Genomic DNA, 25,850 nt, shown 5'->3' with positions numbered 1-25,850 from the left:
AAAATTAATTTATAATTATATCCTTTTTATCTTTCTCTGATATTAATCGCCATCTAATTCTTTACACATTCTTTCAAATTCTTGATAGTATTTCCAAGAGGTGACTATATCTGGACGATGTTTCTTGCAAAACGATAATTCTTCATGTAGTATACACTTTAATTTATTTCTTTTGTCTTGGTTTTGCTTTAGTTCATTTAATACATTCTCAATACTGATCTTATATTTTTCCTCGTTATCAATTCGGCTTAAAAGTTTACATAAAAAAAGCTTTAAATATTCCAATACCTTGTCATACAAAATACCATTCTGGCGTAGGAAAAGCAATTCATTTTTATGAATATAAACACCAAATGATGGATGTGTACAACCAAAGATAATTTTATAAAAATCATCAAAGTCATCAATATTTTGCGGCAAGAAAAAATTCTCAATAAATTTTATTGCTATCGTTTTTGTTTTATTGCTATCTAAATGAATTTTTAAGGTAACAGGAAATAGCAAATTTAAACTTCCTTTATATCTATTAACAGCAAATACCTCTCTAGCCTTAGATATAGACAAGGGTGTTAATTTTAATTCTGAAAAAAACTCATTCATTATATTGATTATCTTATCGCTTTTTATGTCACTAAAGTCAATGTAGTAAATTTTTTTAATAGAATCTTGCAATATTTCTAGATGTTTATAATGTGAAAAAATTGTCGGAAAACGCATTATTACTATATTTTTGTTATAATTTTCCTGCAAGTCTTCCTGATATACATCATCAAATAAATCATTTATTGTAAATACATTTTTTTTAATTAAATTTAGCTGCTCTTTTGTATAGCGTCTACTTCTAGAGCATACATGTTTTATTAAATCTATAGGATCTCTTGTTTGCGTTAAAATATACATATCATCTTGTCTCAACAAAAAAATGAATTTTTCCATCTCCTCTACATTTTTATACTCAATATCACTCATACCAATAACACAGTTACTATTTATATTGTTTAATATTGAATACATTTTACAATATCTATCTTTTCCTTCTCCCCACCTAAAACAATCAATAAAATATAGTCCAGAATTTCTAAAATACCACATTGTGTTTTGTGCTCCAGAGCCATGCCTGTATAGATAAATAAATTGAAATTTATTTGGCAATGGTATATTTAAGTCCCACATTTGATCTACGCTGAAGCAAAAACTATTTTTTCTAAAATCTACCAATGGAGGATAGGGATGGTTTTTGTATTTATATTTTTCATAAAAATAATCCGAATTAATCCATTCATGAATTAAATCAAAGTGTTGTAAAAAAAAATCGAAATTTTTGATAATCATTTGTAACATTGGACTATAACTATGTATATCTACCAATAAATCGCCAACTATTAAAAGATTATTAGACATCAACAACTTCGAATGCAGCTCTTTTGGTAATATATTTAAAATTTGTTGTATTTTCTGATATTTGCTATAAATTTTTTTATATTCAAATAGAAAATTTATATAACCTCCTTTATGCCAATTATTATGCGCTCGAATATATGCTTGTCCTAACATATATGAAAGATGGAATTGATAGAGCACACTCTCATTATAATCTTTACATTGTTCTAATAATGGATATCTCATATACGGAAACACATTTACTATATCATTATAGATTTTTTTTTCTTTTATATGTCTTTTTTTAATGCTATATAGTTTATAAGGCAAAGATATTAGTTTTTTATTTTTTTTATGCTGAATAATAGCAAATCCTAATTTATAAGCAAGATGATTTTTAACTCTATCTTTTGCACTAAAAATATTCATTTTATTCCTTTTTTAACTTCTTAATTTCAAATAACAATCCAATATATCCTCCTCTATACCAAGTTTTATTAGCTTTTATAAGAGCTTGTCCTAGTTTATAAGTTAAACATTCTTTTTCTTTTAAGGCTTCTTTATAATCAGGATAAGATTCCAAAGGAGGTAGTTTTAAAGAAGGATCTTTTTGTATTTTTTCTTGATAGATTTTTTGTCCTTGTTTGTGTTTATCTTTTATATAAGATAATACAAAAGGCATTCTTATATAACCTAGAAAAGTTTTAGAATTGACTATCATAGCTTGACCTAGTTTATAAGAGAGTTGGTTATGAATGCGGAATTTGGCCGAGTTAAAATCAACTGTGGTCGTCTTAATATTCGGGCTTAATATTTTTAGTAATTGTTTGTTTTGTAATTTTTTATTAATCAAATCTTGCTCTAAAATTGAAATTTCAAGTTGTTGTTTTTTTGTGGATAGAGAATTTAAAATATGTTTTAAAGAAAGATTATCCTCTTGTATTTCTCTTTTTTCCTGCGATAGTTGATTTTTACTTTGCTCCAACAATGAAATTGTAGATTTTAATGTATTTATTTGGTTTTGCAGAGGTGTTAATTTTTTTGGATCCATTACCGAACAATACTCATCTATAATCTCTTTATACCATTCTACAGGTGGCATAAGATAACCAAAATCTTGTTTTTTAGAAATATAAGTAGTTTGGTTACTTAAAATATCAAATTTAATTTGAAAATTTTGTATAGGTTTGCTTACAAGAAGAAATCCAACAATGTCACAAAAATTGTTATTTTTTGCTTTATCATGCCAACTATATGCATGATGATATAATTCTTCACATTTTTTTGTAGTATTTAACTTTATATATGTATTAGGTTTTATAATAAAATCCTTATGCAACTCAAGGACATTTATTAAAGAATTGGTTTCTTTTATAACACTATTTTGTAAATTACTAATCTCAATACTAGAATAATTCAAAACAAATTGATCTAGTTTTTGCCATTTTTCATCCCATGGGATATGATTGTTCCAAGTATGTAAAGCAATAATTTGATAATTATAATACTTATCCGGTATTTTTACAATATCACCTGTCTCGATTCTAACCACATCTTCACTGTATGAAAAGTTACTGTGATGTATTTTTTTTACATTCCCTCTAACGACTTCTAGTTCTTTTGCAGGTAAAAAATAGTATTCTTGAAGGAAGTGATTTACATTTTTTTGAGAAATAAAAAAAGATTTTAAATTTTTTATAATATTCCTACCCAACTCCCTCATAACAAAATCAAACTCATGAACCGTATCTCTTCGTTTCCCAAACTCAAATAAATTATGATGTTCATAATATTCATACATATCTATAAAATTAAATCCAAAATATTTTATCAATCCTCTATGAATATTAATAATAAATTTATTTCTTATATCATCACGATCAAAAGGAGTTATAAGAACAAGAATTATTTTTTTTAACTTATACAACTCTTGATAGTATAAAAATAAATTCCTATACAATATCTCTATTGGTTGTTGTTCTTTAGTACTTAAAACACTAATGCTATCATTGGTATTAGAATTAGTAATAATCAAAGCAGCAGTTTTTAAAACTTTTTGCCGCCTCACCAACTCACATAAATTTTGAATACTTGTTGTAGCTCCTACGCTATAATTATAAATAAAAATCTCATCCTTGGATGATGCCAAGCTACCCTGTTTTAAACCTTCTTGGATACCATTTTGCATAAAAATAGAACTTCCACCAAGTAGTACTATATTTTTTTTCAAAGTTTTGACCTTCTTTTTTTAAAAATTTTATACAAAAAATGAAGAATGCCAAAATATCTTTTAGTTATTTTATTTTTTATTTTATTTTGTTTTGTATTTTTTATAGTATTTGCATCATGCCAACGATAAGAAAATAAAATCTCTTTAGTAAATTTATATCTACCCAATTTAGAAAGTTGCAAATGCATAAACCAATCTTCCATAGGTGCTTTTGCTGTAAATTTCTCTATTTTTTTTAATTTTTCTGCACGAATTAAATAACCGTTTGGAATATAATTACCTTTTACGAGAGTTCGATAACTTCCAAATTTTTTCATATCTTTTGAAATTTTTTTCACCCTAGGGTGTTTATAGCAAAAATACTCCCAGAAAGTATTGTACCCTTCATTAAATTTAACAATATTTTGCTTAATATCCCAAGCTATGCGATTAGAATTGCAATCTATAATTTCACTATCTCCAACAGCCAACACTATTTTATCATCATGTGATATTATTTGATATAATATGCTTATTGCTTTTTCATTTTGAATCCTATCATCGGAAGCCAATAAATAAATATATTCGCCATTTGACAATTCAATCAACTCATTCAATGTTTCATAAATACCTTTGTTTTGTCTTGTCATTGAACTAAAATTAGAAAATCTCACTCTACATTTTTTTTCTAATTCGATTATTTTAAGCCAAGTTAAGTCAGAAGACCCATCATCTAAAATAATTAATTCTAAATTGCCATAGTCTTGACATATAACTGATTCTATACATTCTTGAATGTAATTTTGATGATTATAAGCAGGAATTAATATAGAAATCAGAGGTAAAGAGCTACTCATCGTACTGGTTAACCACCTCGATAACTTTAGAAACCTCCCATTCTTCCATAACAGGAGATATAGGTAAACTTAACACCTCATTATGAATTTGCTCAGTTATAGGAAAAGATAAATGATTCCACTCTTTATAAGCTTCTTGTTTATGAGGTGGTATTGGATAATGAATAATACTTTCGATTTTATTTTTACTCAAATAAGCTTGAAATTTATCTCTATTTTTTACACGAACAACAAACAAATGCCACACATGAGACATCTCATCTTGCATTCGTGGTAAAACAACTATCGGGTTTTTAATACCATTTAAATACCGCCTTGCTATTTTTCTACGCTCTTGATTGTCTTGATCCAAAAAAGCAAGTTTGACATTTAAAATCGCTGCTTGAATTTCATCAAGTCTAGAATTAAAACCTTTATAGATATTATGATATTTTTTATGTGAACCATAGTTTGACAATGCTTGCATTTTATAATACAACTCCTCATCATTGGTTGTGATACAACCACCATCTCCCAAACAACCTAAATTTTTTCCAGGATAAAATGAAAAAGCCGCAGCCTTTGAAAGGCTGCCAACTTTTTTCCCGTTTAATGTTGCACCGTGAGCTTGCGCTGCATCTTCAAATACTATTAAGTTGTATTTTTTTGCAATGGTGTAAATTTCTTCCATAGGTGCAGCTTGTCCGTATAAATGAACAGCCATAATAGCCCTTGTTTTTGGCGTAATTTTATCTTCAATTAATTTTGGATCAATATTGTAAGTCTCTATATCAGGTTCTACTAATATAGGTCTATAACCATTATCGCTTATAGCCAAAATTGTAGCAATATAAGTATTGGCTGGTACTATAACCTCATCATCTTGTTTTAATCCGGAAGCTTTTAACATAATTCTAAGCCCATCTAATCCATTTGCTACACCCAAACAATATTTTACACCACAGTAATTCGAGTAATTTTTTACAAATTCTTCATTTTTTTTACCATGAATATACCAACCACTATCTAAAACTTCCTTAATCTCATAATTAATTTTTTCTTGAAACCTACTGTTAATTTTATGCAAATCCAAAAACTTAATCATTTTTCTTACCTTTACTTTGGTTACTTTGTCCATAATAAGCATTATTACCATGTTTTCTATAAAAGTGCTTATTTAAAATAAATTTTGGGATGGCTTCTATAGAAAGGTTTAGGTTTAAAGTTAAGTAATTCATATAGGCAATTTGCTCAATTACTACAGCATTTTCTAAAGCTTTTTTAATGGTTTCCCCCCAAACAAAAACCCCATGTTGCTTAACTAAAATTCCTGGAATATCAAGAGCATTTCTACCTGCAATAGTTTCCAATATAACCTTCCCTGTATTTACTTCATAGTCTACCTCCACTTCTTCTTTTGTCAAGGATCTAGATACTGGAATATCACCAAAAAAATAATCAGCATGAGTTGTTCCGAGAGCTTGGATACTTTTTCCAGCTTGCGCAAATGCAGTAGCATAAGGAGAGTGAGTATGAATGATGCACTTTATTTCAGGATGTTGTCTATACAAAGCCAAATGAGTAGGTGTATCACTAGAAGGTTTTAGTTGCCCTTCCAATATTCTACCATCTAAATCTAGTAAAACTATATCATTGCTTGACATCTTAGAATACTCCACACCACTCGGCTTTATTGCAACAACACCTTGATCATTAATAGCGCTAACATTACCCCAAGTTAAAACAACTAAATTTTCTTTTACCAAGGCAATGTTCGCCTCTAATACTTCCTCTCTCAAATCACCCAACATTTTTAATTTCCTTTAATATTTTTTTTGATAGCCAATGTAAAACCTACACCTTCTCTCAATGAAAATTGCGGTCTCCAGCCCAATTGTTCAATTTTATCTGAATTTAAAGTTGAATTTTGAACAGTAGAATAACCTTCTTTTTCGATATCACTAGGTTCACAAAATTCAATTTTAACATCTGCTCGATCTGCCAATGCAACAGCATAATCTTTTAATGTAATATTAGATTCTTTATTTGCAATGTTATAGGCCTCTCCATTTTTTCCGTTTATCATTAAAAACATTAGAGCCGAGACAACATCGACAACATAACAATAAGATCTAGCTTGTATTCCTTTACTCTTCATAATTATATTTTTTTGTTCTAATGCGCATTTTAAAAATTGAACATCAGCCTTACTACTACTTAAATCAACAGTAGGACCGTAAATATATCCCAATCTTGCAATAGTAATATTTAATTCATATTCTTTTATAAAGGATTGGCACAGTGTTTCACATGCTCTTTTGCTCTCAGGATAACAAGATCTTGAGAGATTAAAATCAACTTTACCTATATCACTTTCGCAAAAATATTTTTTATTTTTTTGCATTTCACCATATACTTCTAAAGTTGACAAAAATATCATTTTAGATTTACGATAATTTTGCTGCATAAATTTTAATATATTTAAAGTTCCTATAAAATTTATACACATGGTTTCAACTGGATTTTTAGCATATAATTCAGGGTGAGTATTACTAGCCGCATGTAAAATATAATCTATATTCACATCTATATTTGGAATTTCTTTGCTTAGATCGCATTCAACTATATGCAAATTACAATAATTAGCATAACTACTAAATCTTTCAAAAGCTTTGCTTGAAAAACGTGTTACAGCATAAATATTAACATCATATTTAAAATATTCGTTTAAATACATCAAAAAATCAACAATACAAGATCCCACTAATCCTGTAGCCCCTGTTATTAAAATATTACTTGACCGTAGACTATCAAAACACTCCTTCTTAATAGTCTGAAAATTATTAATATAAATTTTATCTTGAAAATACACAATACCCTACTTTAACAATGCTTTAAAAATATCAATATCATCCATTGTTGTGATTTTAATATTTTTTTCCGAACCTATTGAAAAATAAATTTCTCCCCCTGTTTCTATCATCAATGTACATGTAGCAACAGAATCCTTAATACCCATTTTTTCCGCCTTATCATGAAGATCTTTCAGTGCTTTTAATGTTGCACCTTGAGGAGTCTGTGTTCTTTTCAGCTTTTGTCGATCATAAGTTTGTCTTGAGTTAATACCACCATCATTGCTAACTAACATTGCTTCATTGCAAGGTATTACAGATACCGCAGAGCCTTTTTCATTGATCACCCTAATAGCATCTGAAATAATCTCTTCTGAAACATTAGGTCTAATAGCATCATGTATTAAAACAATATCATCATCACTATAAAATTCTTTCAACTTCAAAATACCATTTTTTATAGATTCCTGTCCCGAATCTCCACCTTTTGTTATATGTCTTAACTTGGTGATTTTAAATTGCTTTGCATAACTTAATAATATATTCTCCCAACCATTTAACGAAACCACTACAATTTCATCTATCGCAGGATGTTTTTCAAATTTTTCCAATGTATATATAATAATAGGCTTATCATTAATACTCATAAACTGCTTTGGGATGGATTGATTCATTCTAGCACCTATGCCACCTGCTATAATCAAAGCTATATTCATTCTACAGTCCTCCTTTTTCTATATAATTCACTATTTTTTCTACTATACTTTCGGATGCATTTTTGCCATCTTTACTTATATAATATCTTTGTATAAATTCTTCTCTTGGTGTTTTATATACATCTTTACCCTCTAATACAACCTCTTTTATAAATTTCTCAATATCTTGTTTTAAATTCTGCTTTGTTTTATAACAAAATTTGTAAATTTCATTACCAAAATCATTTAATTTAATTCTAGTTGTAGACCCAACTGTATGGAATAAAGGCTTGTTAACTACCGTGTATTCGCCCATAAATGAACAAGAATCCATAATCATAGCATCAGAAGAAACAAAAAGATCTAAAAAATCACCAGGATAATATTGTCCATTTTCTAATTTTTCCCATTTATCATAATACGCCTGTTGTTTTTCTTTGCCCCATTTTAAGACCAATCTTGACTCTAAAACAGGATGCGGTCTAAATGCTATTTGAATTTCATCTTTAAATTTCAATGCCAATTCAAACATAAAATCATACAACTCATAAAATGCATTATACTGGTACATATCTTTTGGATGACCATCAGAGTAATGCGGTGCCCATATGATTCTTTTTTTAATCTTTGGCTGTGTTTTCCATACATCTTTAAAAATATGATTTTTATCAAAAATAGCATCAAGCTTTGGACTACCATTAACCAATACAGTATTTCTCCCTTTATTCTCCATTAATTCTGTTGCCATTTTCATGTGAATAGCAGTTGGTCTAAAATACATATCAACAGTATTGTTTAGTTCGAAATTTACTGTTTTTTCTTCTTGCATTACTGAAAAACCATAGTCGTTTAACACCGTCACTTTATCTAAAAAATTTGTTATATAAAAATCCTTATGAAAATGCATCTTATGAAAATCCGAATAAAAAATAATATCAGGATTGATTGTTTTTCTTAGATCGATATTTTTTTTAGTAGTAAAATCATAACCCATTATAGGATTATATCCTTTAGAAGATAGCTCATCATAAACTTCTTTAGCATACTTACACATCATAGTATATTCATATGCTGGATCTGGCGGAATAACTATAAAAATTTCAAATTTGCCATTTTTCTCTAAAGCTTTATATATATAATCAAAAATACACATATTGGGTCGTGCCACAGCAAGCAAACAAATTTTAAGCTTCCCTTTTTTATATTTTATTCTTAATTTTTTTCTATATTTATAATTTGCACAACTTTTTTTAAAACCAATTATCTTTGGTTTGATTTTAGCCCAAATTCTTTGAAGTAATAAAAAATTGACATTTATACAATTATTTTTTGATCTAATGCTCAAAAATGGCATTTTAAACATATAAATATTATAATTTGATGAATTTGGAATTTTAACTATATCCAAAATAGGAATTTTAAAAAAGCTAATTTTTCTCATTATATTTCTTCCTATCATCAAATTTTGCTGTCGGAAACACAAAACCACTTTTTTTTCGATATTCACAAATTTTTACTTTACATAGCCAATATATAACATGATGATTTGATCTCATATAAGAAAAAAATGGAAAATTAAAAAAATAATATGTCTTAATATTTTTAAAAAATTTAATTCTAAAAAAAGGAATATTAAACACTCTATATCTTGTTCCATATAAATGATGAAGACGTTTCACAATAGAAATGCTAAACATTTTAAAAGTTGACATTTCAATGAGATTATAAGGAATATATTTTAAACATTTTTGAATTTTCTCAAAAGTCAAAGATGAGTTTTTAATTTGCTTTAGAACATCTGCAGCTACTTTTTCTATACTACTATGGTTTTCTATGTAGTATTTATAACATTTCTCACCTTGAATTTTTTTACCATCTGAGGTATTTACCACCTCATTTATAATAGTTGAAAATTTTGAATATTTTATATCAAATCTTTCTTTCTGATCGACTAATACACCCACACAATATTCTTTAGAATCATACAACCAAAAGAAATCATCATCATTAATATCCTTAAAATCAAGTAGCACAACTACAGAAGGTAAAGCTAATGCAGCTGACTCTAGTATAGAAGTACCCATACCAAAAACGATATCAGCATTTTTTATTAAGTAATCATCTAATTCATTTCTTTCTATAGTTCCAGTAAATATAAATTCAATTTTATCCTCATAACCTTTACAAAAATTTTCAACCAATGTGCGACTTCTTCCATCTCCTATAATGTGAAATATTTTTTTCTTATTGGTATCGTATTTTGCATATGCTTTTATAATAGCAAATAAAGATTGTATTTTATCTGGCGCAAGTCGCGACAACCAACATAGATTTATACTATCTTTATTGATTATTTTTTTTTCTTGGTCCAATATTGTTTTCTCTTTAACCACAATTGGCCAATAGAGTTCTTTATCAAATTTTACACCATGGCCATTTAAACTATCTCTTGCTGCCCAATCGATAAAATTTACAGCGTTGTTGTCATACATCAACTTCATTATTTTGCTTGTTTCATTTTGCAAAAAAACAATATTCCAAGCACAAGGTAAAGTTTCGTAATGCCACAAAAAAATTTTGTTTTCCGGATGCATTTGTTTAAGCTGTATTATTCTAGTGCTATTTGTAATAATAATTGACTTTTCTTTTAAAGGAAAGTAAGGATACTTTTCATCAAATTTTAAAACTTCAACATGTGAATTATGTCTTAACAAAAACGACAAATATCCCTCGTGATAGTCCATAATATAAATTTTAACCAAATGTGCATATGGAGTAATTTGTTTAACCAATTCAGCAATACAAAAAGTACCACCACCTATATTATAAGCTGGCAACCAAAAACATATATTTTCATATCCTTCATTTTTTAAATCAATTATAATCTTTTGAACTGACATTATGACTCTTTTTTTCTAAATTATTTTTCTATTAACTCAATAATAAAACTATTTTTTAAAACTAGAAAACATATTCTTTTTTTAAAATATTCTGAATACTTTAACGGAGAAATAAGCTTTGCCCCTAACTGTTTAAAAATTTTTTGGGCTTTTTCTATATCCTCAACAATATAACCAAAGTGATACATTTTAATGCCATTATCAATCCAATGATTTAAAGTATTTGATTTTGATAAATTTTCCAAAAGTTCTAGTCTTGGTTGATTTGCTGCAATAATAAATTGCCCTCTTATTCCTTGATTTACATCAACAAAAGGATTGCTCTCCTTAAAATAACCAAGAAATTTATAACTGAAAAATTCTTTTTCGATATCATCACAAGCAACCCCTATATGATGAAACTCAAATAGCCCAAGTTCTTTTTTTAAATTTCTAGAAAAAATCCTAAAAACTTTATTTTCTAATAAAGGTTTTATTACACACATATAATGATCGTAGTCTGCATAGTGCTCAATCGCATCAAATATTTTATCATCTAATGTAAAAAAATTATTCAACTTAGACCTAAATTTTTCTTGAATTAACTCATGAAACTCAACTACAGGTTTATTATCAGCAATTGTTCTGCAATAAATTTCATTCAAATTTAACTTTTGAAAAGCAACTTCGAATATTAACAATATGCTTTCAAATGAAGCTAGCGATCCTTTTTGTAAAATCCATCTACCCCATTCAGCTTTTGAATGCTCAATATTATAAATAGATATCAATCCTTCTAGATTTCCATTTATTTTATTTTCAATTACAAAATAGTAATCGTTATCTTTTTCCATATACTGCTTAATCCATTCTTTTTGTTTTTGAATATCGCAGGATATTGGGTGAACATAACGAGTTCTCTCTAAATCTTCTGTCCGAATATGAACAATAAAGTCCGCATCGTCAGTATTAACCATTCTTAATCTATAATTTAAACCTTCTTGTATAATGTTTTTTTTCATCTAGCAATCTTTTTTTCTAAAAAATGAAATATTTTATTTAAAGTTTTCATCTCAATAATTTCATTCTCATCAAACATACATCCAAATTCTTCCTCTAAAGCCATAACAATTTCAATATGAGTAAAAGAACTCCATTGCATTGGATTATTTGCATTCTTGATTAATTCTTCTTTGGATATTTTTGAAATTTTCGAAATTATTTCTAATGCTTGTTCCATATCAATTTCCTTTTATTATAGTTTTAATAAAATCATTTGTGTTAGTATAGTTAAAAATACGTGATTCTACAAGATAATCCCGGAATTTATCTTTAGCAAATTTTTCTGCTGGCAAATTTCTTTCTCCTTTTCTAAAAAGAACTTTTAGTCTAGATACATTCGCTTTTTTTAACATTTTTTCTACACAGCCTAAAATTATTAAATCATCCAATCCTCTTCCTAATGCTCTACAACTAACAAAACATTCTTCTAATATCAATACTTCATCTTCTATATATCCCACACAAACACCTATAATTCCACTATTTGATAATCTATCTTCCAACTCAATGCTTGCAACTATATACCTATCATTCTCCATCCTATTTAAAATTTCACTTTCACTATAACGCATATAATTGAAGATAAATTGATTTGTCTTATTCGCAAGTTCTGAAATTCTTGAAGTTTGATTATAATTATCAAAATTATAAGTTATTAAGATATCAAGACTTTTTAAATAGTCTTCATTAGACATGGTATTTTTTATTTGCTCGCGCACCTCATTAGCCAATGTATCTTTCTGTCTGACAGAATCCTCAATATTACTACGTAATTTTAATAATCTAGGATAATTTGTTAAAATATTATATGTTTTGTTTGCATCACTCAAAGCTAAAATAAAATTACACGTATTAAATACAGATAAAACAGATAAAATTTCGCCAGGATTATCATCAATAAACAATACACTATCTACATTTATATTAAGCTTAGAAACTATTTTTTGAATAGACTTTGACTTACAATCCCAATTAGCCATAATATAAGAAAAATCATCAAGCTGTAAAGGAAAATCTTTTCTTGATACAAATAACTTTTTAACATCATCTAAATTATTTTTAGATGCAATTGACAAAAAGTAGCCTTCTTCTTTTTTCTTTTTTAGTGCTTCTTGTAATCTATAATGGCCAGAGGTCAATATAACTCCGTTTATACCATCTTCACCTAACACACCTTGATACAGCGTATTATCTAAATCTACAATTATTGCTTTCAAATTTGGCTTTAACAAGGCTGGAATATAACTTAAGCCCAATTTTTTTGCAATCTCCATGCACGCTTTATCGCTTAAAGATGTTCCAGTAAATTTCTCCAATCTTTTATTAAAAAATTTATTTCCTAGGTTATCTTTTATATCTTCCAAAGAGTAATAATAAAACCTCTTATTTTTAAATAGCTCAGAAGATACAGTAGAAACAAGCAAAACTGGCTTATAATACTGCTTCTGTAAAACTTCCAACCTTTGCAAAATAAAATTTTCAGCATTTTCCTCGTATCGGCTTAAATCAACCCAAAAAATAAGCATATCTGACTTATAATCTATTTCATTAAAAGAAAAAGAATCATCATAGCTACTATAGACAAATTCCGCATTTATTTTAGAATAAAACAAATAAGGCTGAATTACGCTTTCAAGAACTTCAAAAGAATGATTTCGATAAACAAATATCTTATATTCTTTTTTCAATGTATTTTCAAAACTAGACAAATCTGCTCTAGAATTTTCCGAAAAAACAAAATTTTGTATCTCAAATATATCCATTACTCACCTTTTTAAATTCACTATAATCATAAATATACTCATCAGGCATATAATACGAATCCGATAAAACCATTAATACTGTTTGTTTTTCAAAATCATACATTCTTTTCCAAGTCATATTATTTACAAAAAGTAGAGATTTTTTATTAAGTAAAAAATTCTGTTTTTTATTTTTGCTTTCAATATTTACTCTACATGAACCTACAACGGGAAACATTATAAATTTTGAAAAAATATTAGCGTGATTTCCTCTTGATTCTTTTATATTTCCATATATATAAAAAATTCTTTTTATAGGAAAATCAATACTAGTTTTTAAAATCCCCCCCCCCAGTTATGGCAAGTATATTACTATTTAACCTACTTTTAAATTCCAAGTAATCCGTATCATAATCATCAATATCATAATATTTAGAAGCGATCACCATTACAACACAGTCTTTCGAGAAGTTAGTAAACTCTCTCCAAATATTATTACCTATATAAAGCCCTTGACTAGGTTGATTTAGATGAATATGTTTTTGAATAATACCATTATCTAAAATAAAATCGCAACTTCCTTTTACGCATATCACAATTTGCTCTAAATCTTTATGTGCATGCTTTCCTCTTATCTTGTCTTGCTGATTGCCCCATATATAATAAACTCTTTTGATTTCAAAAGGTATATTTTTATTACTCTCTAAAGCCACCAAAAACCCATCATTCTGATTTCCTATGGCATTAAAGTCTATTATTTTATAAAATTCATCCATTAGTCTTCCAATATATGTTATACAAAAATCTAAAAAATAACTTAAATCGGTAAATATCATTTCTCTTTACTAGATTATATCTAAGTAATTCTAAATAATGATATAATTTTTTTGGATTTTGAATATAAGATTGAAATTTATTTATAATCAACAGATCATTTTTTTTTAAATCCTGTTTAATATTATCCAGCCAATCAAGATCTCGTTCAAGATAAGGTAAAGCTGTATTTTTCTTCTTTTTAATATTTAATTTTGAATTGCTTGTGTTATTTTGGTGAATTCTGTACAAAACAAAAGATTCACTTAATGTTATTCGTTTTCCAAAAAGTTCACACATAATAGCTATATAATAATCATGAAAATTGATATTTTTTGGAAATGGCAGTATTTTCTCTTTTAACACCTTATTTATCATCATAGTATTACCCATCACTCCACAAGGTCCAAGTATATGCCCCAAATCTTTTTTTAAGTTTATTTTGTATTGTTTAAATTTAAAAAAAGATTTATATAGAATTTTTTTATCCTCATCTATCATAATCAAATCACTATGACACATTATTGGTAAATTACATTTTTTTTCCATTTTGATTATTTCTTTCATTTGTTCTTCTAATTTATTAGGCAGCCAAATATCATCCTGATCGCTGAAGGCCATATAATTCTCACTACAACTTTGAAGAAGCTTTTCAAAATTCTTAATAAATCCCATATTTGTGTTATTCTGATAATATATAATCTTATCGGGATATAAATCCTTATAAGTTCTAATAATATCAATAGTGCTATCTTTTGAACAGTCATCACCTATATAAATCTTAATATCTTTATAAGTTTGATTTAAAATCGAGTCAATTTGCTCTTTTAAATATTTCTCACCATTATATGTGGCAAGCAAAATCGCAACTGTATTATTCATATTTTTTTAAATACCACTCTACTGTTTTTATTATACCTGTATCAAAATTCTCATCAGCTTTCCAACCAAGTTTATTTTCAATTTTACTAGCATCAATAGCATAGCGTCTATCATGTCCTGCCCTATCCTCCACAAAAGTAATTTGTGCTTTATAGCTAATATTTTTTGGTCTATATTGATCTAATAATTCGCATACTTTATAAGCAATCTGTAGATTTGTCCTCTCATTTCTACCACCAATATTATAAATATGACCTGATCTTCCACCATGAAAAGCAAGATCAATGCCTTTGCAATGATCCAAAACATACAACCAATCTCGAATATTTTTCCCATCTCCATAAATTGGGATTTTATTACCCGCCAATGCATTTCGTATGATTGTAGGTATTAATTTTTCATCATGCTGTTTTGGTCCATAATTATTAGAACAATTAGTAATAACAGTATTTAATCCATAGGTTTCATGATAAGATCTTACAAGCATATCAGAACTAGCTTTGCTAGCAGAATAAGGTGAATTTGGAGCATAAGGAGTATTTTCTGTAAAAAAACCGCATTCCCCTAAAGTCCCATAAACCTCATCTGTGCTTATATGATGGAATCTACAATTTTGATATTTATCTTTATATACAAATGGCTTCTCCATCCAATGTTTGTATGCTATATTTAGCAGATTGAATGTTCCATTTATATTTGTTTGAATAAAAATTTCAGGATTTTTAATAGAATTATCAACATGCGATTCTGCAGCAAAGTGAATAACACCTTGGATGTTATATTCTTCAAAAAGAAATTGAACCAGCTCTTGATTACAAATATCTCCTCTTATAAATTTAAATCTAGGATTATTTTGACACTCCTTTAAATTTTCCAATTTACCTGCATATGTTAAAAGATCAAGATTAATTAAAATGTAATCCTTGTATTTCTCTAAAAAATACGGCACAAAATTCGAACCAATAAAACCTGCTGTTCCTGTAAGTAATAAATTTTTCATAAAATATCATCCTTCTGCAATATACTTATGCATTTTTCCAAACTATCTTTCCAATGTGGAATTTCAATATGAAATTTTTCTTTAATTTTCTGTTTATTTAACACACTATAAGAAGGTCTTGGAGCTAATGCCAAAAAATCTTTACTTTCTATAGGTTTAATATTGCAATCTAATTGCGATAACTTCATTATCTCTTTTGCAAAATCATACCAACTAGCAATACCCTCGTTAGAATAATGATAAATTTCTGGTTTATCGTTTTGTATATATGGTAAAATATTTAAAATTACTTCAGCTAAATCTCTGGCATATGTAGGTGTCCCTATCTGATCATAGACAACATTAATCTCTCCCTTTTTTTTGCCAAGATTTCTTATAGTATGGACAAAATTTCTTTTATAATTACTGTATAGCCATGATGTTCTTATGACAATTGTATTTTTTGGGCTAATATCTACAATCACTTGCTCACCTTTTAGCTTTGACTTACCATAAACATTCAAAGGCTTTGCTTTATCATTCTCCTTGTAAGGAGTACAGCTTTTACCATCAAAAACATAATCAGTAGAAATATGAATAAAAGTTAAATTATATTTTTTAGTCAAATCAGCTATATTTTCAACACTATTATAATTAAGCATATAAGCTTCTTTCTGTTTGACTTCCGCTAAATTTACATCAGTATATGCAGCACAATTAATTATATAATCAAACTTATATTTATCAATAAAATATTCTAGTAAATTTTTATCTTGTATATTTATTTGTATTTTATCAAAAAAAAACATACTATATTTTTTTTTATACAAACTAGATAATTCCTGAAAAGTCTTTCCTAATTGACCATTAGATCCCAAGATAGCAATGCTTCTACTCATAATAATCCACATTATAATCAAAAAAATCTTGAATTTGCTCAAGTGTAGGCAAATACAGATCTTTATCAGAAATTAAAACTTCGGAATCATTTACACCCCAATCAATTTTTAACTGTGGATCATTATACAATATACCTCTTTCACTCTTTGGATTATAAAAATTATCAACCATGTAAGAAACTTTTGTAAAATCTTCTAATGCTATAAAACCATGCGCAAATCCACGAGGAACAAATAACAATATATTATCTTCAGCCCTTACTGTAATCTTGATATGTTTTAAAAAAGTTGGACTATCCTTACGTAAATCCACAATTACATCTAAAATTCTACCGCTAATAACATTTATTAATTTAGTTTGTGCAAAAGGGTGTATTTGATAATGTAAACCTCTTATAGTATTTTTTTTTGAGCAACTTTCGTTTTCTTGAACAAAATCTATATTTTTACATATTTTTTCTGTAATTTTTTTTTGGTGAAAAACTTCTGTAAAATATCCTCTATTATCAAAAAACAATTCTTTCTTTATTAATTTAACATCATTAAAATTCGTATCAAGTATTTGCATCAAAACTCATTTAAAATAAATATTCTCTGATATTTTTGCTAGATATTGACCGTACTGATTTTTTAATAAAGGCTTTGCTAGCTTTAGCAATTGCTTTTTGGTGATATATCCTTTATTGTAAGCTATTTCTTCTAAACATGCTATTTTTAAAGCCTGTCTTTTTTCTAATGTCTGTACATAAATATTGGCATCCAATAGAGAATCATGTGTACCTGTATCAAACCATGCATAACCTCTTCCCATAATCTCAACATTTAATCTTTCTTCTTCAAGATATATTTGATTTAACGTTGTGATTTCCAACTCCCCTCTGTCTGAAGGTTTTACCAGTTTTGCTTTAGCTATAACATCATTAGGATAAAAATACAAACCTGTAACCGCATAATTACTCTTTGGTTTTTCTGGTTTCTCCTCTATACTAATCACTCTACCTTGTTGATCAAATTCTACAACGCCATATCTTTCAGGATCGTTAACATAGTAACCAAAAACAGTAGCTTTAGAATTATTTTTTGCTCTTTCTACGCTGTCTAACAGCAAATATGATAATCCTTGACCATAAAAAATATTATCGCCTAGTATCAAACAAACATCATCATTGCCTATAAATTCTTCACCCAGCAAAAAAGCTTGCGCCAAGCCATCAGGGCTTGGCTGCTCCTTGTAACACAATGTAATTCCCAACTCGCATCCATCTCCTAGTAATTCTTGGAATCTTGGTAAATCTTTAGGTGTGGATATAATTAAAATTTCTTTTATTCCAGACAACATCAAAACCGATAATGGGTAATAAATCATAGGTTTATCATAAATCGGCAACAATTGTTTACTAGTACCTTTTGTTATTGGAAAGAGCCTAGTGCCACTTCCACCTGCTAAAATTATACCCTTCATTACAACTCCTTATATAAAAACTACCTACACACTTCCTATTGCATAAAGTTGTATAATGCCTGCTATTTTTTCATTTCGAGTGACAACTATTTCTTTGATTTTATGTTTTAGCATAAGCTCTTCTGCTTCACTTGCCATGGCATTTGCTTCTATGGTTTTTGGACTCTCACTCATGATTTCTTTGGCTTTAAAGTCAAATCTTGGCTTATCATTTGCTCTTAATGCTCTTCTTAAATCTCCATCCGTGATAATCCCAACTAATTTTTCATTTTCAACAACTATACAAAGTCCCAATTTACCACTAGTCATCACATCAACTAATTCATTAAAATCACTATTAGGGTTGACTATAGGTAGATTATTTGATACCATCAAATCACCCACCCTAGTTAAAAGCTTCCTACCCAAGCTTCCCCCTGGATGAAATAAAGCAAAATCATCAGGTCTAAAATTCCTTGCTCTCATCAAAGCTACTGCTATTGCATCACCCATCGCTAAAGTAGCCGTGGTAGAAGAAGTTGGAGCTAGTTGAAGCGGGCAAGCTTCTTTTTTTACTGCTATGTTTATAAAAATATCTGCTTGTTTAGCTAAAGTGGAGTTTTGATTTCCTGCCATAACAATTAAAGGAATTTTTCTCTTTTTAATCACTGGTATGAGCTTTAAAACCTCTTCAGTTTCTCCTGAATTTGAAATAGCTAAAAGCACATCCTCACTTGTAAGCATACCAAGATCTCCATGTAGTGCTTCACCTGGATGCATAAAAAAGCTCGGGGTACCTGTGCTAGCTAAGGTCGCAGCTATCTTAGCTCCTATATGGCCTGACTTACCCATACCACTTACTACACACCTGCCTTTAATAGACAAAATCAACTTAACCGCTTTACTAAATTCCTCATTTAAGGTGTCACATAAGTCTAAAATCGTTTTTGATTCTATCTCAAAAACTTCTTTAGCTATTTTAATCGCATCTATTTGGCTCATCTAAATTCCTATATATTTAACACTACATTAGTTGCAATAGCTATTTGGTATAAAATTTGTGTTAACATGCTAAAAATTTGTAAATTTTGACTATCTACTTCTGGCAAAACTAAAATTGAATCTCCTGCTTTAATATCTACTGAACTTCTACCACTGTATTTAGTTGCTTTACCATTAGCATTAATCACTAAAACCCTTGATATATCAGCTCTATCGCTAAAGCCACCCGCTAAGTTGATATAATATCTTAATTTTTCTTTATCCATATACACAAATGCACCTGGTATAGAAACTTCACCTTGAACTAAAACAAGATTATTTTTACTAGGTACATTTACTACATCACCTTCTTCTAATACTATAGAATTATACGCTTTGACATTATCTATAACGATTTGTCCTTTTGGTTGAGCTTGCTTTGCACGTGCAATAAATTCTAAAATCGTCTTAGCTTGAGTAGCTCTAATACTAGCTTGCTCAGCATTAACTGAAGAGCTTGTTAGAGCTAGCGTTTCAAGCTCCTTAAGTTGAGCCTCAATAAGCTGTTTTTGAGTAGCTGCTACGCTTTTTCTAAAAACCTGCAAGGCGTTGATGTTTGATTGATCATTAACTGTAATCATTTTAGCAAGTTCAGCTAAAGTTGTGCCTTTTTTTATTACCATAGAATGCAACCCGCTATGCTCACCTTCTATGCTAATGCTAATATTTTGCGCAGTATAATCAGGTCTAAACTCTATCTCATCGCCATTGTATAATTTCACACCTAAAAACTGCTTTTTACTATACGCATCTACATGTAATTTATGATCATCTCTATAGCTTTTTACCACAGCATTAGTTACTATAGGTTTAGCTCCTGCAACTTTGGCTATATCTTCTAAATTTAAAATATCATTACTGAGCTCAAACCTAAAAGGTTTTTGCACATCTCCTTCTACAAAAACATACTTTTGCACACTACCCACTAAGATCACATCACCCATTCTAAAAGGAAAAAGATCAAGCTGACCCTTAAGTAAAAAGTCATATAAATCTACCTTTTTAATGACTTTATTATCTCTTAAAATTTGAATATCTCTAAAACTACCATATTCTAAATTAATTCCACTTGCTTTATCTAAATACTGTATAATAGAATCCGAACTTAGTCCTTGATAAAGACCTGGTTGATTCACATTTCCTGTAACAAAAACTGATACATTTTGATAAATATCCATATCTGCATATACATAGACATTGCTTTTATAGATTTTATTAATAGCTTTTGTAATAACTTGAACCAAAGCACTATTTTTCACACCCAAAAGATTAATCGCACCTACTTTTGGTATAAAAATATTTCCTTGAGAATCTACTGTTAAGGTTTGTATAAACTCTACTGCGCCCCAAATTTTTACATTAATCCTATCGCCTACTGCTAATTTATAATCAGGATTATAAACATGTTGGGTAAATTTAGTAAAGTTTCCGTTAAACAAATGCGCACCAAAAACTTTAGTTATCGGAGCTTGAGTTTGATTAAAATCACTTTGGTTGTTATCATAATTTATAATTTGTGGCTCTAAAGATGGAGCTAATGGTCGATTTTGAATTTTCGCAATTTGAGAAACATCTACTGCAGAAAATAAAAACAAAGGTAAAAGTAAAAGTAAAAATATCTTTCTCATTAGTATCTATGCTCCTCTATAATCATTTTAATAAATTTAACAATTCCATAAATCAAAGATAAAATCACAAAAGCTGTGAGTATATTATACAAAACTTCTGGATATTTAGCACTTTGAGGTAAGCTTGGACTTTGAACTATAACCACCTGCTTTATCTTTCTTAAGGCCTCTATCCTAGCACTCTCATAAGCTTTTAATGCAGCTGTGTAAGCACTTTCTGCAAAACCTGCTTCTATGGTTAGATCTTGGAATTTAGCTGCAAGATCGTTGAGTTTTTGAGAGGATTTTGGGGATGAAACTTTGGATTTTTCTTTTTGAAGTTGTTTTTTTAAGGCTGTGATTTCACTTTTTATAGTAACAATTTGTGGTGCATTATCGTTTATATAACTTTGCATCATTAAAAGCTCAGCTTCTTTGGCTGCTATTTTTGATTCAAGTTCAGCTATGAGTTTTAGAGTGCCCTCTGCTTGTTTGAGTGGATCAAATACTCCATATTTGTTTTGAAAAGCTAAAAGCTCATCTTTAGCCTTTTGATATCTTTTTTTAAACTGCAAAAGTTCTTCTTCAGCAAATTGCATTTGATCTCTTGCGGCTTTGTGTGAAATTTCATTGATAAATTTTTCACTTTCTTTAACTATAGTTGAAGCTATCAAATGTGCACTTTGTGGATCAAAACCTTCAACTTCTACACGCAAAAGCCCATTAGCTGAGTTTTCTTGAGTAATTTTAACACGGTTTTGATAATACTTTAAAAACTCTTCCTGATTGGCTGATGAGGAAATACTATAAAAAAAATCAAGTTTTTGTTTTTGATATAACTCATGAATTTGAACTTTTTCTTCTAAGATATTTAACATATCTAAAGAATGAATATAAGATTTTAAATAATTAATATCCTCGCTTGAAAAAGAATTATTAGTCAAAAATGCGGCAATTCCAGTAATAGCTCCGCTATCTCCTGTGGTTGATTTCACACTTAAAACACTTTCACTCACATAGCGATTTGCTGCTATAAAAATATAATAAAATACAACAAATGCTGTCAAAATCAATACTATTTTAAAAGAATTAAATATTTCTAAATTTTTAAGTTTTTTTAATAACTCATTTTGCATTTATTTTTCCTTGATACACCGCTATACCCTCATCTACATCATCATATATAGTAGCTTGTCCATCTTGCATGAATATAATTTTATCACACCATTGTTTAATTTCAGCTACATTATGCGAAACCATGATAACTTTTGACTGGCTTAGCTTTTCTTTATAGATTTTAGAGCTTTTTTCTCTAAATTTAGGATCTCCCACAGCACCTGCTTCGTCAATTAAATAATAATCAAAATCAAAAGCCATACTTAAGCCAAAAGATATTCTAGCGCTCATACCAGCTGAGTAAGTATTCATAGGCTCATCGAAAAATTTTCCAAGCTCAGCAAAATCTTCAACAAATTTAATCTTTTCTTCTAAAGCCTTTCCTTTATAACCATATACTCTAGCTACAAAGCGTGCATTATCTCTTGCTGAAAGTCTATGTTGAAACGCACCTGCTAAGCCTAGAGGCCAAGATAGTTTTTTATTAGTTATAATCTTACCTCTATCAGGAAGCAAGGAGCCGCTTAAAAGTTTCATTAAGGTTGATTTTCCGGCACCATTGCGCCCCATTAAACCTATACTGCAATTTTCAGGGAATTCAAAACTTAAGTTTTTAAAAACATAATGCCTTCCACCATTGCGTAAAGGAAAAGATTTTGTTAAATTAACTAATTTTATCATCGCACCGCTATCAGCTTTTCTCTAGTAAAATAATAAAAAAACAATCCCAAAAACAAAATCGCACTCAAACATGTAATAGGATAATAGTAATTATAATCATCAAGTAATGGGTAATTTTGAAAAAAATTATATTTTAAAAGTTCCATAATATGTAAAAGTGGATTATAATATAAAATATCCAAAATAGGTTTTGGAACTATCCATATAGGAAATACCACCAAAGCTGTCCAGTATAAAACTATATTTAAATAATTTAATGCCATTTTTAAAGGCTCTGCAAAATGCCCTGCTATAGCAAAACACATTCCCATAGCAAAGCCAAATACCACAAGCAAAAAAAGCGAAAACATCACTTCTAAAAAATGCTTAGGTATAACTTGCATATGCAAAAACCAACCTGCTAAAAACATTACACAAATAAAAATAGTAAAATAAATACAAAACTCAAGCAATGCTCTTGCGATAAAAACATGTATAGGGCGAATAGGCTTATAAGCAAAAAGAGTTAAATTTGATCCTATACCATTTAAAAGCTGAGTAATAATACTTCTAAACATAAAAAAAGGTATAATTCCTACTGCTAAAAACAAAAAGATAGAAACACCTTCAGGCATGATTTGATGATGAAACTCTCTAATAAGTGTGATTATAGAAGTAATCACTAAAATTACCATCATAGGTTCTCCGATTACCCAAAAATAGCCCAAATATTTATTAATACCAAATCTTGTCTTTAACTCTCTAAAAAAAAGAGCATGTATGACATTAAACATATTTTTAGCAAACCTTTTTAAATTTTCAAAATTTTTATATTATACTTTTTTATCTTATATAATATTTAACAAGGTTTAAAAATGAAAAGAAATTTTTTTGAGGAATTAGAAAAAATTTTATATCATAAAGATATTTTCAAAAAGATTGAATTATTTAATGAGTTTTATGAAAATTTTAAAGCTAATTTATATGATTTTAATCATTCCCATGAAGCGATCATTTGTGAAAACTCACAAGTTAAAATCCTTCATCCTATGAAAATAAGGCGTCCAAAAGAAGCAAATAGTACTTTATCTTTAGCTAAAATATTACATTCAGTTGCACATATAGAATATAGTGCTATAAATTTGGCCTTAGATGCTAGTTATAGATTTAAAAATTTGCCATTGAAATTTTATCAAGATTGGCTTGAGGTAACTGATGAGGAAATTAAGCATTTTTTACTTTTAGAAAAAACTTTAAATGAACTTGGTTTTAAATATGGAGATTTCTATGCCCATGATAATCTTGAAAAAGCCTTATTTTTAACCAAAGATAATCTTGCTCACAGAATGGGCATAGTGCATAGAGGACTTGAAGCAAAAGGACTTGATGCCAATCCTTTTGTCTTAGAAAAATTAAACACAACTAATCATCCTATAAAAAGTTTATTTGGTGAAATTTTTACCATTATATTAAATGATGAGATTAAACATGTAAATAAAGGAGATTTTTGGTGGAATTATGCAAAAAATGAAAATGATGATTACCTTGATCTTTGCGCCAAATATAAAGAATTTAATCTTTTAGGAAAAGTATATAATAAAACAGCTAGAATACAAGCAGGGTTTAACGAAAATGAACTTCAAAAATTAGATGATTTTTATAATAGAAAATAAAGATGGTGGTTAGAGGCAGAATCGAACTGCCGACACGCAGATTTTCAGTCTGCTGCTCTACCGACTGAGCTATCCAACCACTGAATTGAAGTTTTAATTATACAATAGTTTTTTTAAAAAAAGTTGAAATTTGCATAAAAATGCAAATTATTCAGCAAAAGCTCCAAATTTAAAGATTTTTTGCATTCTTAATGCAGCTAATTCACGTTTATCGTATTGTTCTAACTCTTCTATAGCTTTTAAGACATAATCACTCAAATTTTTTATCGCCTTTTCTTTATCTCTATGAGCTCCACTTATTGGCTCTTCGATGACATCATCTATTAAACCTTGGGTTTTTAAATCATCAGCAGTTACTTTCATCGCCTTAGTAGCAGCTTCACTTTTTGATGGATCATTCCATAAAATAGCAGCACAACCCTCAGGTGAAATCACAGAAAAAACTGAATTTTTCATCATAGCAAGTTTATCAGCTACTCCTATAGCTAAAGCACCACCACTTCCACCTTCGCCTATAACTACTGCTATAGTGATTGTTTTAAGGGCACTTAACTCATATAAATTTCTAGCTATAGCCTCACTTTGACCACGCTCTTCAGCACCCACTCCTGGGTAAGCACCTGGAGTATCTACTAAAAACAATACCGGTATGTCAAATTTTTCAGCCATTTTTGCTACTCTTAGAGCTTTTCTATAACCTTCAGGATGAGGCATACCAAAATTTCTATGAAGCTTATCTTTAGTACCTCTACCTTTTTGCTCACCTATAACAATAATTTTTTTCCCACCTATATAACCTGCATAACACACAATAGCAGGATCATCTCTAAAAGCACGATCGCCATGAATTTCATAAGCGTCACTTAGTATAGCTTGAATATAATCAAGCGCATAAGGACGATCAGGATGTCTTGCAAGCTGTAAGCGTTGGTAATCGCTTAAATTTTTATAAACTTTTTGAGTTTCTTTTTCAAGGTTTTTTTCTAAAATTTTTACTGCTTCATCATCGCCTTTGATTTTAGCATTTGCTAAATCCTCATCAATTTGCTGAATATTTTTTTCAAAATCTAAATAAGAAGCCATA

26 protein-coding genes and 1 tRNA gene are annotated in these 25,850 nt (G+C 28.8%); 1 reads left to right on the top strand and 26 read right to left on the bottom strand.

The window, feature by feature from the left end:
* Positions 1–42: 42 nt before the first annotated feature.
* From L8W40_RS04860 to L8W40_RS04745, 24 genes are read right to left on the bottom strand one after another with little or no spacing between them, the layout of a single operon-like run.
* Entirely contained in the window at positions 43–1,809 is a 1,767-nt protein-coding gene (locus L8W40_RS04860) for a DUF2972 domain-containing protein (protein WP_263664822.1), read from the bottom strand.
* 1 nt (position 1,810) lies between these two features.
* A complete protein-coding gene (locus tag L8W40_RS04855; RefSeq protein WP_263664821.1) occupies positions 1,811–3,610 on the bottom strand; it encodes a hypothetical protein in 1,800 nt (599 codons plus the stop codon).
* A complete protein-coding gene (locus L8W40_RS04850) occupies positions 3,607–4,446 on the bottom strand; it encodes a glycosyltransferase family 2 protein (protein ID WP_263664820.1) in 840 nt (279 codons plus the stop codon). Before L8W40_RS04850 ends, L8W40_RS04855 begins: the two co-directional genes overlap by 4 nt.
* Positions 4,439–5,530, bottom strand: coding sequence for a DegT/DnrJ/EryC1/StrS family aminotransferase (locus tag L8W40_RS04845; protein WP_263664819.1), 1,092 nt, complete (start codon positions 5,528–5,530; stop codon positions 4,439–4,441). Before L8W40_RS04845 ends, L8W40_RS04850 begins: the two co-directional genes overlap by 8 nt.
* Positions 5,523–6,236 carry an L-ribulose-5-phosphate 4-epimerase AraD gene (araD, locus tag L8W40_RS04840; protein ID WP_263664818.1) on the bottom strand — a complete coding sequence of 238 codons (714 nt, stop codon included), beginning with the start codon at positions 6,234–6,236 and terminating at the stop codon, positions 5,523–5,525. The genes L8W40_RS04845 and araD overlap by 8 nt, the downstream gene beginning before the upstream one ends.
* Before the next feature lie 2 nt (positions 6,237–6,238).
* Positions 6,239–7,297 (bottom strand): NAD-dependent epimerase/dehydratase family protein, encoded by a 1,059-nt coding sequence (locus L8W40_RS04835; RefSeq protein ID WP_263664817.1) that lies wholly within the window; start codon positions 7,295–7,297, stop codon positions 6,239–6,241.
* A gap of 6 nt (positions 7,298–7,303) precedes the next feature.
* Positions 7,304–7,993, bottom strand: a complete 690-nt coding sequence (locus L8W40_RS04830) for an IspD/TarI family cytidylyltransferase (RefSeq protein WP_263664816.1) — start codon at positions 7,991–7,993, stop codon at positions 7,304–7,306.
* Position 7,994: 1 nt separating this feature from the next.
* Positions 7,995–9,413 carry a CDP-glycerol glycerophosphotransferase family protein gene (locus L8W40_RS04825; RefSeq protein ID WP_263664815.1) on the bottom strand — a complete coding sequence of 473 codons (1,419 nt, stop codon included), beginning with the start codon at positions 9,411–9,413 and terminating at the stop codon, positions 7,995–7,997.
* Complete coding sequence (locus L8W40_RS04820; protein WP_263664814.1) at positions 9,400–10,872, bottom strand: hypothetical protein; 1,473 nt, start codon at positions 10,870–10,872, stop codon at positions 9,400–9,402. Before L8W40_RS04820 ends, L8W40_RS04825 begins: the two co-directional genes overlap by 14 nt.
* Before the next feature lie 20 nt (positions 10,873–10,892).
* Positions 10,893–11,873: a GNAT family N-acetyltransferase gene (locus L8W40_RS04815; protein ID WP_263664813.1), complete on the bottom strand. Its 981-nt coding sequence runs from the start codon at positions 11,871–11,873 to the stop codon at positions 10,893–10,895.
* A complete protein-coding gene (locus L8W40_RS04810; protein WP_263664812.1) occupies positions 11,870–12,091 on the bottom strand; it encodes an acyl carrier protein in 222 nt (73 codons plus the stop codon). Before L8W40_RS04810 ends, L8W40_RS04815 begins: the two co-directional genes overlap by 4 nt.
* A gap of 1 nt (position 12,092) precedes the next feature.
* Positions 12,093–13,676 (bottom strand): HAD-IIIC family phosphatase, encoded by a 1,584-nt coding sequence (locus L8W40_RS04805; RefSeq protein ID WP_263664811.1) that lies wholly within the window; start codon positions 13,674–13,676, stop codon positions 12,093–12,095.
* The gene (locus L8W40_RS04800) at positions 13,663–13,941 is read right to left on the bottom strand and encodes a sugar 3,4-ketoisomerase (protein WP_263664825.1); all 279 of its coding nucleotides are present in this window, start codon (positions 13,939–13,941) and stop codon (positions 13,663–13,665) included. Before L8W40_RS04800 ends, L8W40_RS04805 begins: the two co-directional genes overlap by 14 nt.
* A 43-nt stretch (positions 13,942–13,984) precedes the next feature.
* A complete protein-coding gene (locus tag L8W40_RS04795; protein ID WP_263664810.1) occupies positions 13,985–14,431 on the bottom strand; it encodes a sugar 3,4-ketoisomerase in 447 nt (148 codons plus the stop codon).
* Positions 14,424–15,350 (bottom strand): glycosyltransferase family 2 protein, encoded by a 927-nt coding sequence (locus L8W40_RS04790; RefSeq protein ID WP_263664809.1) that lies wholly within the window; start codon positions 15,348–15,350, stop codon positions 14,424–14,426. Before L8W40_RS04790 ends, L8W40_RS04795 begins: the two co-directional genes overlap by 8 nt.
* Entirely contained in the window at positions 15,343–16,350 is a 1,008-nt protein-coding gene (gene rfbB / locus L8W40_RS04785; RefSeq protein WP_263664808.1) for a dTDP-glucose 4,6-dehydratase, read from the bottom strand. Before rfbB ends, L8W40_RS04790 begins: the two co-directional genes overlap by 8 nt.
* The gene (rfbD, locus tag L8W40_RS04780) at positions 16,347–17,228 is read right to left on the bottom strand and encodes a dTDP-4-dehydrorhamnose reductase (RefSeq protein ID WP_263664807.1); all 882 of its coding nucleotides are present in this window, start codon (positions 17,226–17,228) and stop codon (positions 16,347–16,349) included. The genes rfbB and rfbD overlap by 4 nt, the downstream gene beginning before the upstream one ends.
* On the bottom strand, positions 17,221–17,796 hold the full coding sequence (gene rfbC / locus L8W40_RS04775) for a dTDP-4-dehydrorhamnose 3,5-epimerase (protein WP_263664806.1): 576 nt from the start codon (positions 17,794–17,796) through the stop codon (positions 17,221–17,223). Before rfbC ends, rfbD begins: the two co-directional genes overlap by 8 nt.
* A 6-nt stretch (positions 17,797–17,802) precedes the next feature.
* Entirely contained in the window at positions 17,803–18,690 is an 888-nt protein-coding gene (gene rfbA / locus L8W40_RS04770; RefSeq protein WP_263664805.1) for a glucose-1-phosphate thymidylyltransferase RfbA, read from the bottom strand.
* 24 nt (positions 18,691–18,714) lie between these two features.
* Positions 18,715–19,671, bottom strand: coding sequence for a KpsF/GutQ family sugar-phosphate isomerase (locus L8W40_RS04765; RefSeq protein WP_412175292.1), 957 nt, complete (start codon positions 19,669–19,671; stop codon positions 18,715–18,717).
* Positions 19,672–19,679: 8 nt separating this feature from the next.
* Complete coding sequence (locus tag L8W40_RS04760) at positions 19,680–21,338, bottom strand: polysaccharide biosynthesis/export family protein (RefSeq protein WP_263664804.1); 1,659 nt, start codon at positions 21,336–21,338, stop codon at positions 19,680–19,682.
* Complete coding sequence (locus tag L8W40_RS04755) at positions 21,338–22,453, bottom strand: capsule biosynthesis protein (protein ID WP_263664803.1); 1,116 nt, start codon at positions 22,451–22,453, stop codon at positions 21,338–21,340. The genes L8W40_RS04760 and L8W40_RS04755 overlap by 1 nt, the downstream gene beginning before the upstream one ends.
* Positions 22,443–23,114: a capsular polysaccharide export system, ATP-binding protein gene (locus L8W40_RS04750; RefSeq protein WP_039617525.1), complete on the bottom strand. Its 672-nt coding sequence runs from the start codon at positions 23,112–23,114 to the stop codon at positions 22,443–22,445. Before L8W40_RS04750 ends, L8W40_RS04755 begins: the two co-directional genes overlap by 11 nt.
* Positions 23,111–23,887, bottom strand: a complete 777-nt coding sequence (locus L8W40_RS04745) for an ABC transporter permease (RefSeq protein WP_263664802.1) — start codon at positions 23,885–23,887, stop codon at positions 23,111–23,113. The genes L8W40_RS04750 and L8W40_RS04745 overlap by 4 nt, the downstream gene beginning before the upstream one ends.
* Before the next feature lie 81 nt (positions 23,888–23,968).
* Here L8W40_RS04745 and L8W40_RS04740 point away from each other — a divergent pair, with 81 nt between their 5' ends.
* A complete protein-coding gene (locus tag L8W40_RS04740) occupies positions 23,969–24,766 on the top strand; it encodes a ferritin-like domain-containing protein (protein ID WP_263664801.1) in 798 nt (265 codons plus the stop codon).
* Positions 24,767–24,769: 3 nt separating this feature from the next.
* Here L8W40_RS04740 and L8W40_RS04735 read toward each other — a convergent pair.
* Both L8W40_RS04735 and L8W40_RS04730 read right to left on the bottom strand, forming a co-directional pair.
* Positions 24,770–24,845 (bottom strand) — tRNA-Phe (locus tag L8W40_RS04735).
* A gap of 68 nt (positions 24,846–24,913) precedes the next feature.
* Positions 24,914–25,849: an acetyl-CoA carboxylase carboxyltransferase subunit alpha gene (locus L8W40_RS04730; protein ID WP_263664800.1), complete on the bottom strand. Its 936-nt coding sequence runs from the start codon at positions 25,847–25,849 to the stop codon at positions 24,914–24,916.
* Position 25,850: the final 1 nt, after the last annotated feature.

Origin of the sequence: Campylobacter sp. IFREMER_LSEM_CL1846 (assembly GCF_025772105.1) — a bacterium.
GTDB lineage: Bacteria > Campylobacterota > Campylobacteria > Campylobacterales > Campylobacteraceae > Campylobacter_D > Campylobacter_D lari_D.
This window is presented reverse-complemented; position numbering and strand designations above follow the sequence as displayed.